Origin of the sequence: Pararhodobacter oceanensis (assembly GCF_003076755.1) — a bacterium.
Lineage (GTDB): Bacteria > Pseudomonadota > Alphaproteobacteria > Rhodobacterales > Rhodobacteraceae > Pararhodobacter > Pararhodobacter oceanensis.
Genome location: NZ_QDKM01000003.1, coordinates 105,934 through 118,390 on the forward strand (window position 1 = coordinate 105,934; position 12,457 = coordinate 118,390).

Sequence of the window (12,457 nt, forward strand, 5' to 3'; positions counted from 1 at the left end):
TATCCTCAGGCCGTCTGTTGCCTGATACGCCAAACAAGAATGACTGTCATCACCGCCCAGACAAAGGCCAGCGAAAACCACGTGACGGCATAGCCGAAATGATCGTTTTTGATCCCGGCGGTGGTGATCGGCACCGGCACGAGCCCCTGCACCCGCGGCGCATCCTCCCGCGCGATGATCATAATCGCCTCGGTATCCAGATACTCCGCAATCGGATCGGCATCGCGCGAGAACCACAGATCACGGTCCAGATCGGGCGCGGGGGTGAAACTGTCGGAATCCAGCGGCCAAAGCAGGTTGCCAGTAACCTCGGCCTGCGGCGCCGCCAATTCCTCTTGCAGACGCGCCGCATCCGAGATGAACCCGCGATCGACCAGCAGGCGCCGCCCCGTCTCGGTCTCGAGCACCGCGATCACACGGCTGCCGGTGCCGCGCTCGCGCTGGCTCGAGAGCACATGCACCGCTTCGCCGGTATAGCGCCCCGCAGCCTCGACCGGCAGATAGCGGTCGGCCTCGCGGTCAGGCGCCTCGGGCACCGCCACGGGGTCGGCATGAATGCGGGCTTCGATATTGGCGATGATGGCGGCTTTCCATTCCAGCCGCGCGACCTGCCAATTCCCCAAGGAAAGCAGGATCGCCACCCCGATGATCCCGAATAGCACCGGCCCGATCATCCGCTTTAGCATAAGGCAAGGTCCAATCCTGTGGCGCCGGTTCTATGGTGGTCCCGGCCCAGATATGCCTCCGGCAACGCCATGGCAAGACGCGCCCTGTCACGCAGGGCTGCGGGTCTCAAAACTGCAACGGGGGGCCAAATGCCCCCCGCGCCTGATCTCATAGATCTGCGGTGATCCCGTGGGTTAGCCTTGGCCCCAGACGTAGATCGCGGCGAACACAAACAGCCAGACCACATCCACAAAGTGCCAATACCAGACCGCCGCTTCGACGCCGACGTGACGCTCGGCGGTGAAATGCCCGGAGCGGGCGCGCATATAGCAGATGAACAGGAAGATCGTGCCGACCAAGACGTGGAAGCCGTGGAAACCGGTCAGCATGAAGAAGTTCGCGCCATAGATATTGCCGGCAAAGCCAAAGCCCGCATGGCTGTATTCATAGGCCTGCAGCAGGGTGAACAGCCCGCCAAGGATCACCGCGAGGATCAGCCCGTGCTGCACGTCCTTGCGGCTTTCATTGTGCACCAGCGCGTGATGCGCCCAGGTCGCAGCACAGCCCGAGAGCAGCAGGATCAGCGTGTTGATCAACGGCAGGTGCCAGGGGTTGAAGGTCTCGACACCGGCGGGCGGGAACACGCCGTCGATGATCGGGCTCATCGGTCCCATCGGATAGAGCGCGTGTTTGAAGAAGCTCCAGAACCACGCCGAGAAGAACATCACCTCGGAGACGATGAACAGGATATAGCCATAGCGCAGCCCGATCGAGACCACCGGCGTGTGATCGCCTGAATGGCTTTCGACCACCACATCGGACCACCAGGCATACATCACGTAGAACACGCCGATCAGACCCATAAAGAAGATCCACGGACCGGATTCGTGCATCCACATGATCGCGCCGACCATCATCACGAAGGCCGAAACCCCGCCGACGAATGGCCAGACCGATGGTGGCAGGATGTGGTAATCATGGTTCTTTTCGTGCGCCATGGTGTGTTCCCTCAGGTTTTCCCGTTTCGAACCGCTGTTGCGGCTTTCTAGCTTTGCCCCCGTTCTACCGGAAGCCGTTTAGTTTGTCTCGACCATCGCCGCCTGTTGTTCCGGCAAATCGGTCGGATGGAAGGTATAGGACAGGGTGATCGTGTGCATGCTGGCCGCTTCGACGTCGTCCACCACCTCGGGGTCGACATAGAAGGTCACCGGCATCAACACCCGCTCGCCCGGCTGCAACACCTGGTAGGTGAAGCAAAAACAGTCGATCTTGATGAAATAACTGCCCGCCGAATAGGGCGCGACATTGTAGCTGGCGGTGCCGGCGATCACTTCATCGGTCGGATTATAGGCCTCGTAGAACGCGATACCGGTCTCGCCGATGCGCAACTCCATGGTCCGCTCGACGGGTTTGAACTCCCAGGCAAAGCCGCGCTCGATCGAGGCGTCGAAACGGACGCGCACGGTCTGCTCAAGGATCTCCTCCGAGCCCGCGCCAGCGGTCTGCGTGGTGCCGCCATAGCCGGTGACGCGGCAGAACAGATCGTAAAGCGGCACCGCCGCCCAGCCCATCCCGGCCATGAACAGCACCACCGCCACCGCGCCGACGGCGGTGCGGGTCGTGCCGCTCAGGTTGCGCCACCTGTTGATCATTGCTCTGGCTCCGCCACCGGCATTTGGTTCGCGGGATCAATCTCGCTGCGGTAGGTGTGATCGGCGCCCTGCATGAGCGAACCGTTCTGCACTTTGACCACCGTCAGCCCGAAGACCAGCGCGATAAAGGCGGCCAGCGTCAGGCCAACGCCCAGATTGCGGCTCCAGCGACGGGTGTGCAACTCGTGATCCTGATGGATTGCCATCTCAAAACCCCCAACCAATGGCGGCCGCCAAGGCCCCTGCGGGCGCGGTGGCCTCGATCAGGAAGGCCGCGAAATGGCCGAACAGATAGATCAGCGACAGCCGGAAAAAGCGCCGCTCGACGTGGTATTTATCGGCCTCGGCAGCAGGTTCCGCGCGGCGCCAGATGCGCCATGCGCCGATCAGGAACAACAGGTTCAGGACCAGTGCCACCGCCAGATAGATCGGCCCGCCAATCGAGGTGAAAGCAGCGGCCAGCGCAAAGGGCACCAAGGCCACGGTATAGACCAGAATATGCGTGCGGGTGGTGCGGCGCCCGTGGGTCACGGTCAGCATCGGCACCTGCGCATCGTGGTAATCGCCCTTCATGAACAGTGCCAGCGCCCAGAAATGCGGCGGCGTCCACATGAAGATCACCATGAACATCAGCGCCGCCTCGATGCTGACGCTGCCCATGGCTGCGGCCCAGCCGACCATCGGCGGAAACGCCCCCGAGGCGCCACCGATGACGATATTCTGCGGCGTCGAACGCTTGAGCCACATCGAATAGACCACGGCGTAGAAAAAGATCGTGAAGGCCAGAAGCCCCGCCGCCAGCCAGTTCGTCGCCAGCCCCAGCATCACCACCGAGATCCCCGACAGCGCCACGCCAATCGCCAGCGCCTCACCCTCGGTGACTTTGCCCGCGGGGATCGGACGCTTTTGCGTGCGGCTCATCACCCGGTCGATATCGGCGTCCCACCACATATTGAGCGCGCCTGATCCGCCGGCGCCCAGCGCGATAAAGATCACCGCCGCCAGCGCTTCGATCGGATGCAGCGACACCGGCGCGACCAACAGGCCGACCAATCCGGTGAACACCACCAGCGACATCACCCGCGGCTTGAGCAGCTGGACATAATCGCCGAATCCGGCCTCGCCGGTCGTCGTCTGCCCTGCAATGTCGGCTTGAATGTCGCTCATTTTACCCTCTGGGACTCAATGACCGCGCCCCCATCTTGCCGGAGGCGCGGCCAGTCATTCTGTCTTAGTCGTTCGCCGCCAGCTCGATGGCAGCCTCGCCGGTATATGCCGCCATATTCTCGGCGCCCTGCTCTTCCAGCCATGCGATATAGTCCTCTTGCGGCACTGCGCGGACCACAATCGGCATGAACGAGTGGGCCTGCCCGCAAAGCTCCGAACACTGGCCGAAATAGATGCCCGGCTCGTCAACATTGAACCACAGCTGCGCCAGACGGCCCGGCACCGCGTCCTGCTTGACGCCGAATGCGGGGATCGTCCACGAGTGGATCACATCCGCACCAGTCACCTGCATCACCACATTCTGGCCAACCGGAACCACAACCTGCGAATCCGTCGCCAGAAGGTAATGGCGGTCTTCATAGCCGAACTCGGCCAATTCGTCGCGCTCGAGCATGTAGCTGGCGAATTCGACGTTATGGTCGACATATTCATAGCCCCAATACCACTGGTAGCCGGTGACTTTGATCGTCACATCCGCCTCGGGCATGACCTGCGAGCGGAACAGCGCCGGCACGGTGAACGAGCCGATGGCGATCAGAATGAAGATCGGCAGAATGGTCCAGGCGATCTCGATCGGCGCGTTATGCGAGAAGCGCGCGGGCACCGGATTGGCGCGGCGGTTGTGGAAAATGATCACCCAGGCCAGCAGCACGCAGACCAGCAGCGTGATCGCGCCGATGATATAGAGCACGAAATTGTCGATCCACTGGGTCTCGGCCATGATCGAGGTCGCCGGTGTCTGGAAATTCAGCCCGCCGTTATGGGGCTCGCCCAGAAACGGCAGATCCTGTGCCAGCGCCTGACCCGCCGCCACAATCGACAGCATCGCACCACCGAAACCGGCAGCAAAACGTGTGTGGTCCTTGAAAAGATGCATCATGTGTTCCCGTTCTTACGCGGCGCTTCGCCCGTCATTCTTTCCGCCGAAATTACCGTCCAAGCGACCTGCATCAGGAGGCGCAAACACAAATCGGCGGTTTCCCTCTCTTCTAAAATCATATTAGCTTCGGCAGAACAAGCCAAACCCATGCTTCAGATCGCCACGTTTTGACCTAAGTCATAGACGCGTGCCCCTGAAGCGAAAGGATTTTTCATGCCAGCAGCCGTAAAGTCGCAGGTCGCGACCGACATTTTTAATCCGTTTGAAACGATGATCGACCGGGATCAGGCGCTTGCCACACTGCGCGAGGCCGTCGCCGGTGCCGATGACGGCGAGCTGTTTCTCGAGCGGCGGCGCTCCGAATCACTGGTGCTGGATGACGGGCGTATCCGCTCGGCGGGCTATGACGCCGCCGAGGGTTTCGGGCTGCGCGCGGTGCGCGGTGATGTCGCGGGCTACGCCCATTCGACCCAGATCACCGAAGCCGCGCTGAAACGTGCCGCCGCCACCGCGCGGCTGGCGGTGGGCGCAGGCGGCGGCACATTGGCCGATGCGCCCGCTGGCACCAATCGCCAGCTTTACACCGATGCCGATCCGATCTCGGACGCCAGTTTCCCCGCCAAGATCGAGACCCTGCGCCAGATCGACGACTATCTGCGCAGCCTTGATCCGCGGGTGGTGCAGGTCACCGCCTCTTTGGCCGCCTCGCTGCAAGAAGTCGCGATCCTGCGCCCCGAGGGCGGGGTGACCCATGACATCCGCCCGATGGCGCGGATCTCCATCGCGGTGATTGTCGAGCGTGAGGGCCGCCGCGAATCGGGCCATTACGGCGGCGGCGGGCGGATTGGCCTCTCGGGCCTGATGGAGCCCGACCATTGGCAACCGATCGCCAAGGAAGCGCTGCGCGTCGCCTGCGTCAATCTCGATGCCGCCCCCGCCCCCGCCGGATCGCTCGATGTGGTGCTTGGCCCCGGCTGGCCCGGTATCTTGCTGCATGAGGCGGTGGGCCACGGGCTCGAGGGCGATTTCAACCGCAAGAAGACCTCGGCCTTTGCCGGTCTGATGGGCGAGCGCGTGGCCGCCCCCGGTGTCACCGTGCTTGATGACGGCACGATCCCCGACCGGCGCGGCTCGCTGACGGTGGACGATGAGGGCACCGCGTCGAACCGCAATGTGCTGATCGAGGACGGCATTCTGGTCGGTTATATGCAGGACCGCCAAAACGCGCGGCTGATGGGGGTCAAACCCACCGGCAACGGGCGCCGCGAAAGCTATGCCCATGCGCCGATGCCACGGATGACCAACACCTATATGCTTGGTGGCCATGGCGAGCCGGGCGATCTGGTGCGCAGCATGAAAGACGGCATCTGGGCGGTCGGTTTCGGCGGCGGGCAGGTGGATATCACCTCGGGTAAATTTGTCTTCTCCTGCACCGAGGCCTACCGTGTGCGCGACGGCAAGATCGGCGAGCCGGTGAAGGGTGCGACGCTGATCGGTGACGGGCCCAGCGCGCTGAACAATGTGCGCGGCATCGGCAATGACATGGCGATGGACCCGGGTATCGGCAATTGCGGCAAGGCCGGACAATGGGTGCCGGTCGGGGTGGGCCAGCCCAGCCTGCTGATCGGCGGGCTGACGATTGGCGGCGTCTCCTAAGGGTGATTCCCCTGCGGCGGGCGTAGGGTGCGTGATTCCACGCACCTTACCGGCAGATTGGCCGCATTTTATCGGTTTTTTTCGCACTCAACCCTCAATTGAACATCAATTACCTCAGGTTGAACATCTTTTGTTTACATTCTGTTAACCTATCTGCCTCAGGCTCAAATTTGAATGAGGCGAGGCGCACATGGACGGGAATAAACTTTCTTCTCCCAGACCCTTCACCCCACCCACCACGGAAGAAGACCGGCTGCTGTGGCTCCGTCTCATTCGCTCTCGCCGCGTTGGTCCGGCGACGTTTTTCCGGTTGTTCACCGAACATGGCTCTGCCGCCGCCGCGTTCGAGGCCCTGCCCGGCATCGCGCGCGCCTCGGGGCTCAGCGATTACACCCCCTGCACCCATAAGGCCGCCGAACGCGAACTCTCCCTCGGCCGCTCCAAAGGCGCGCATCTGCTCTGTCTCGGTGATCCCGATTACCCCGCCGCACTGGCCGCGCTCAGTGATCCGCCGCCGGTGCTCTGGGTGATGGGCCAGTTGCGCCTGCTCGAGCAGCCTGCCGTGGCCTTGGTCGGCGCGCGCAATGCCTCCAGCCTCGGGCTGCGCACCGCGCGCAAACTCGCCGAGGGGCTGGGGTTTCACGGTTTCACCACCGTGTCCGGCCTCGCCCGCGGGATTGACGCGGCCGCGCATGGCGCCTCGCTGAAATCCGGCACCGTGGCGGTGATGGCGGGCGGCGTCGATATGATCTATCCGCAGGAAAACGCCCCCCTCGCCGCCGCCATCGCCGATCAGGGGCTGCGCATTTCCGAGCAACCGATAGGGCTGCAGGCACAGGCCCGCCATTTCCCCCGCCGCAACCGGCTGATCTCGGGGCTCGCCCGCGCGGTCATCGTGATCGAGGCCGCCGAGGGATCGGGCAGTCTGATCACCGCCCGCGATGCGCTCGATCAGGGCCGCGAGGTGCTGGCGGTGCCCGGCCATCCGCTCGACGCGCGCGCAGCGGGTTGCAACCAGTTGATCCGCGGCGGCGCGGTGCTGGTGCGCGATGTGGCGGATGTGATCGAAGCGCTGGAAAACAGTGTCGCCCCCCGCACCCAGCCATCCGCCGACCTGTCCGACACCCCGCAACACGCCCCCCAGCGGCCACCGGCGAAACCTCTCGACACGCTCTCCCTGCACCGGATGATCCTCGACAGCCTCGGCCCCGCGCCGGTCGCCGAGGACCAACTGCTGCGCGACCTCGGCCAGCCCGGCGCCACCGTCGCCGCCGCGCTGTTGTTCCTCGAACTCGATGGCCGCGTCCTGCGCCAACCCGGCGGGCTTTTGTCGCGCGCCTGATCACGCGCCTGATCACCGGCCGAACTGCCGCTTTTGCCGCACCCCAAAAGCCGCTTTTGACCAATGCTGACGCCTTTCTGCACAGCCTCCAGATTGACAACACCCCCCCTTCGCCCCCATCTATGCCGCGCAACAATCCCCCAAAGTCGCGCGCTTTTGTGCCAAAGGGTGTGTAAATTCAGAGGTTTAAATGGCAGTAGTAGTCGTCGAGTCCCCGGCTAAGGCCAAAACAATCAACAAATATCTTGGCGACAACTACACGGTTCTGGCCTCTTTCGGGCATGTCCGTGACCTTCCGCCCAAGGATGGATCGGTCGATACCGAAAATGATTTCGAGATGAAATGGGAGGTCGCGACAGATAGCAAAAAGCATCTGCGCGCGATCACCGATGCGCTCAAAGCCGACAACGACCTGATCCTCGCGACTGACCCCGACCGCGAGGGCGAGGCGATTTCATGGCATCTGACCGAGGCCCTGCTGAAGTCGAAAGCGATCAAAAAGGACACGCCGGTCAAACGCGTGGTGTTCAACGCAATCACCAAAACCGCCGTTACCGAGGCGATGGCCAACCCGCGCGACGTCGATATGGAACTGGTGCGCGCCTATCTCGCCCGCCGCGCTCTGGACTATCTTGTGGGCTTCAACCTCTCGCCGGTGCTCTGGCGCAAACTGCCCGGCGCAAAATCGGCGGGCCGTGTGCAATCCGTTGTGCTGCGGCTGATCGTCGAGCGCGAGATGGAGATCGAGGCCTTCCGCGCGCAGGAATACTGGAGCGTCGCCGCCGGTCTCACCACCCCGCGCGGCGCACAGTTCAACGCGCGACTGACCACTATGGGCGGCAAGCGGCTTGAGAAATTCGACCTGCCCACCGCCGAATCCGCCGAACTCGCGGTGCAGGCGGTCTCGTCGCGCGATCTCTTCGTGCAATCGGTCGAGGCCAAACCCGCCAGCCGCAACCCGACCGCGCCCTTCATGACCTCGACCCTGCAGCAAGAGGCCAGCCGCAAATTCGGCATGGGTGCGAAACAGGCAATGTCGGCGGCGCAGCGGCTCTATGAGGCCGGCCATATCACCTATATGCGGACCGACGGCATCGACATGGCGCCCGAAGCAGTGCAGGCCGCCCGCGCCGAGATCGAGACGCGTTTCGGCAAGGACTATGTGCCCGCCTCGCCGCGGATCTATAAGAACAAAGCCAAAAATGCACAGGAAGCCCACGAATGTATTCGCCCGACCGATATGTCGGCGGATACCGAAAAGCTGCGCCTGACCGATAGCGACCAGCGCCGTCTCTATGACCTGATCTGGAAGCGCACGATTGCCTGCCAGATGGAAGCCGCGCGGATGGAACGCACAGTGGCCGAGATCGGCAGCAAGGACGGCCAAGTTGGCCTGCGCGCCAATGGTCAGGTGATGCTGTTTGACGGCTTCCTCAAAGTCTATGAAGAAGGCCGCGACGACGACAGCGAAGACGATGGCCGCCTGCCGCAGCTTGCGCAGGGCGACGCGCTGGCCAAAGCCAAGGACAGTCTCGCCGCCGATTTTGCCAAAGCCGCGCCCGAGGCTGCCGATAGCGTGGTGGAGAGCACCAGCGATGCGCTGCAACGCGCCGCCGGAGCGCTCTTGTCGCTGGATGGCGCGATCTTGGGCCAGCAGCATTTCACCCAGCCGCCGCCGCGCTACACCGAGGCGACGATGGTCAAACGGATGGAAGAACTGGGCATTGGCCGCCCCTCGACCTATGCCTCGATCGTCACCACGATTCAGGATCGCGGCTATGTGCGCAAAGACAAAAACCGCCTGATCCCCGAGGATAAGGGCCGTCTGGTCACGATCTTCTTGGTCAATTATTTCGGCCGCTATCTGCAATATGATTTCACCGCCGATATGGAAACGCAGCTTGACGATATTTCGGCGGGCGCGCGTGACTATAAGGACGTTCTGGCCCGTTTCTGGCGCGATTTCTCCGCGGCGATCGAGGAAACCTCGGAACTGCGGATTACCGAAGTCCTTGACAAGATTGACGAAGTTCTCTCGCCGCACCTCTACCCGCCGCGTGAGGATGGCTCGGATCCCAAGGTCTGCCCGACCTGCGGGATCGGTCGTTTGAACCTGAAAACCGCGCGCTCTGGCGGGGCCTTTATCGGCTGCAACAACTACCCCGAATGCCGCTACACGCGCCCCCTTTCGGGCGATGAAGGCGACGCCGAACTCTCCGGCGACGGCAAGCTACTGGGCTATGACGCCGATGAGGGGATTTACCTGCGCAACGGTCGTTTCGGCCCCTATGTGCAGCGCGGCAAAGTCACCGAAGAGAACAAGAAACCGCCGCGCGCCAGCCTGCCCAAAACCTGGACCACCGACAGCATCGACCTTGAGCGCGCGCTGACCCTCCTGTCACTGCCGCGTCAGGTTGGCACGCACCCCGAGGACGGCGAGCCGATTGAATCCGCAATCGGGCGCTTTGGCCCCTATGTGCGCCACAATAAGACCTATGCCAATCTGCCCGATGTCGAGGAAGTCTTCACCATCGGGATGAACCGCGCGGTTGAACTTCTGGCCGAGAAAGCCGCGCGCGGTGGTCGTGGCGCAGCGGCTAAACCGTTGAAAGAACTGGGCGATCACCCCGATGGCGGGGCGATCAATGTGATGCCCGGTCGCTACGGGCCCTACGTCAAATGGGAGAAGATCAACGCCACGATCCCCAAAGAGATCGAGCCCGAAGCGGTGACACTGGAACAGGCGCTGGAGTTGATCGCGGCGAAAGCGGCGACCAAGCGCAAGCCTGCCGCCAAGAAAGCCGCCGCCAAGAAACCGGCAGCGAAAAAACCGGCGGCCAAGAAGACCGCGGCAAAGACGACTGCCGAGAAGAAACCGGCCGCCAAGAAGGCTCCGGCCAAAAAGGCGACCGCGAAAACCTCGAGTTCGAAAGCGGCCACGGCAAAGAGAGCGGCGGCCAAGAAAGCCGAGGACACCGCCACTGACGAGGGCAGCGCCGAGTAACCTCTGGGCGCTTAAATTCAGGACGCGCGGGCCGCTAGAACGCCCGCGCGATCCAGCCGATCCGCGCCAGCCTCTGGAACAAGCGCGGCACCTCCTGTCCCGAAGGATAGCGCGTTCCCTGCGCGACATAGCTACGGATCACACCCGTGATCTGCCGCGACACGCCGCGATCCATGATCACCAGCCCGTTCTCCATATCATGGTGGAAACTGCGCAGGTTTAGGTTCGTTGAGGCAACCACCGTTAACCGACCGTCAATCACGATCAGCTTGCTGTGCAACAGCCGCGGAAACGGGTCATAGTCGATGAAATGCACCCAATCGGCGAAGTCATTGGCGAACATCCGGTTGAAATTCGACACCATGTAATCGGCCAACTCACGCACCCGCACCGTGGTCACCACTTCGACGCGGACACCGCGCGCCCGCGCACGCTGCAATGCGGCGAAAATCTCGGGTGGCAGATTCAGATAGGGGATCGCGATCTCGATGGAATGCTGCGCCGCGTCAATCAACCCGGTGTAATAGGGCAGTTGCGCCGCACCGTCGGCAAAGGGCACCGAAATGAAATGCCGCAACCGCCCCTCGACCTGCGCGCTGGCCTGCTGCACGGGACCGGCAGGGCGCGGCCTCTGGCTGTCGAAATCACGGTGCCAAAGCGCCGCCATATGCTGGATCGCACCATGGGTCGCGCGGTCCGAACGCAGCTCGATCTCGAAGTCATCATAAGAGGTGAAGCCCCCAGTCACCCGCGCCTCTTCGGGGTCATATTGGTGCAACTCGGGAAAGGCCGAGAGGTCGCGCGGCAGCTCGTAGAAATACCCCTCATGTAGGTTGCGCCCGCCAATCATCACCCGTGAGCGCCCTGCATCGCGCGCCAGCGTGGCGAAGAATTTGACATGGGTGGTGCGGTGCAGACGCCCCAATTGCCCCTCAAACCCCTGCGCCGCCGAGGCGGGCATGCGGAAGGGCTGCAATTGCACCGTCGGATAGCGCGCCGCCAGCCCTTCAAACAGCCGCCGGTCAGCCTCGGTCAGGAAGACATCGGCGACCAGAATGCGCACGATGGTGCCCCGCGCGGCGTGATAGGCCAGCATCCGCGCCATCAAGGCACCCGCAAAATCCGCGTTCAAGTTCAGATAGTTAAGATAGATCAGATCCAGCTGCGGCGCGCGTGAGAAATCCAGCGGGATATCCGGCGTGCCATGTTCCAGCAGGTCGGCAGGCAGGCGGCGACCGGTCAGCGCCTCGACCTTGGCATTCAACGACTCGGCCCCGCCCGGCAGGATCCGCGTCGCGCCCAGCGGCAGCGGACAGGTGATCGACAGCCCCGCCCCGCCCAGAAAAGCGCTTGCCAGCGGGTCACCTGTCGCGGGCATCTGACAGCCGGGATGGCGGGCATCGACACGGGCCAACTCGGGCCGCGAGACCTCCTCACGGCGCAGGCGGAGCACATAGGGCGCGCCCCCGCCCGGCGTGACGGTCAGATCGCAGCGGGTCACCGCAGGGTCCAGCGCCAGCCAGGTGCGATGACGCTCGCGCGGGCCCAAGACCACGGAAATCGTCTGCCCCGGCGCGACCCATGCCGGACGCGTCGCCAGATGCGTCGAGGGGCGCGCATATCCCCGCGCATCGCAGGTGGCGCGCAGGGTCATCCGCGAGCGCGCGCGGTTGAGAAAACTGATCGAAATCTCCCCCGCCTCGCGGCCGGTGAAGTAATACAGATCCTGCCCTTCGGCGGGCCCTGCGCGGCTGACCACCAGATAATTCATCGCATGGCGACCGCCGACCTGCGGATACGCCTGCACCGGCTCGGCATGGGCGGGCGGGGTGAATGCGCCGCGGGTCACCGCATCGGGCGGGCTGCCCGAGATTGGCCGGATGCCCCCCGCACAGGCTGTCAGCCCAAGCAGCGCAGCCACCAACAACCCTGTCCAACCCCTTGTCATGGGCCAAAGAATACTGCGGCCACGGCCATGCGCAAGAGGCCGGATGCGATGATTGACTTCGCCGCAGTGCCGCGTCACAAGG

10 protein-coding genes are annotated in these 12,457 nt (G+C 63.3%); 3 read left to right on the forward strand and 7 right to left on the reverse strand.

The window, feature by feature from the left end; genetic code table 11:
* Nucleotides 1-5: 5 nt before the first annotated feature.
* The 6 genes from DDE20_RS08055 to coxB form a co-directional block, all read right to left on the reverse strand.
* Nucleotides 6-686 (reverse strand): SURF1 family protein, encoded by a 681-nt coding sequence (locus DDE20_RS08055; protein WP_116557977.1) that lies wholly within the window; start codon nucleotides 684-686, stop codon nucleotides 6-8.
* Nucleotides 687-860: 174 nt separating this feature from the next.
* Nucleotides 861-1,664, reverse strand: coding sequence for a cytochrome c oxidase subunit 3 (locus DDE20_RS08060; protein WP_116557978.1), 804 nt, complete (start codon nucleotides 1,662-1,664; stop codon nucleotides 861-863).
* 78 nt (nucleotides 1,665-1,742) lie between these two features.
* Nucleotides 1,743-2,318 (reverse strand): cytochrome c oxidase assembly protein, encoded by a 576-nt coding sequence (locus DDE20_RS08065; protein ID WP_116557979.1) that lies wholly within the window; start codon nucleotides 2,316-2,318, stop codon nucleotides 1,743-1,745.
* Entirely contained in the window at nucleotides 2,315-2,524 is a 210-nt protein-coding gene (locus tag DDE20_RS08070) for a hypothetical protein (protein WP_116557980.1), read from the reverse strand. Before DDE20_RS08070 ends, DDE20_RS08065 begins: the two co-directional genes overlap by 4 nt.
* 1 nt (nucleotide 2,525) lies before the next feature.
* Complete coding sequence (cyoE, locus tag DDE20_RS08075) at nucleotides 2,526-3,485, reverse strand: heme o synthase (RefSeq protein ID WP_116557981.1); 960 nt, start codon at nucleotides 3,483-3,485, stop codon at nucleotides 2,526-2,528.
* 64 nt (nucleotides 3,486-3,549) lie between these two features.
* Nucleotides 3,550-4,425 carry a cytochrome c oxidase subunit II gene (gene coxB / locus DDE20_RS08080; RefSeq protein WP_165814460.1) on the reverse strand — a complete coding sequence of 292 codons (876 nt, stop codon included), beginning with the start codon at nucleotides 4,423-4,425 and terminating at the stop codon, nucleotides 3,550-3,552.
* Between the two features lie 213 nt (nucleotides 4,426-4,638).
* Here coxB and tldD point away from each other — a divergent pair, with 213 nt between their 5' ends.
* From tldD to topA, 3 genes are all read left to right on the forward strand, one after another.
* Complete coding sequence (tldD, locus tag DDE20_RS08085) at nucleotides 4,639-6,081, forward strand: metalloprotease TldD (protein ID WP_116557982.1); 1,443 nt, start codon at nucleotides 4,639-4,641, stop codon at nucleotides 6,079-6,081.
* Nucleotides 6,082-6,271: 190 nt separating this feature from the next.
* Nucleotides 6,272-7,423, forward strand: coding sequence for a DNA-processing protein DprA (gene dprA, locus DDE20_RS08090; protein ID WP_116557983.1), 1,152 nt, complete (start codon nucleotides 6,272-6,274; stop codon nucleotides 7,421-7,423).
* Nucleotides 7,424-7,613: 190 nt separating this feature from the next.
* Complete coding sequence (topA, locus tag DDE20_RS08095) at nucleotides 7,614-10,427, forward strand: type I DNA topoisomerase (RefSeq protein WP_116557984.1); 2,814 nt, start codon at nucleotides 7,614-7,616, stop codon at nucleotides 10,425-10,427.
* A gap of 34 nt (nucleotides 10,428-10,461) precedes the next feature.
* Here topA and DDE20_RS08100 read toward each other — a convergent pair whose 3' ends face one another.
* Nucleotides 10,462-12,348: a phospholipase D-like domain-containing protein gene (locus DDE20_RS08100; protein ID WP_165814461.1), complete on the reverse strand. Its 1,887-nt coding sequence runs from the start codon at nucleotides 12,346-12,348 to the stop codon at nucleotides 10,462-10,464.
* Between the last annotated feature and the right edge of the window lie 109 nt (nucleotides 12,349-12,457).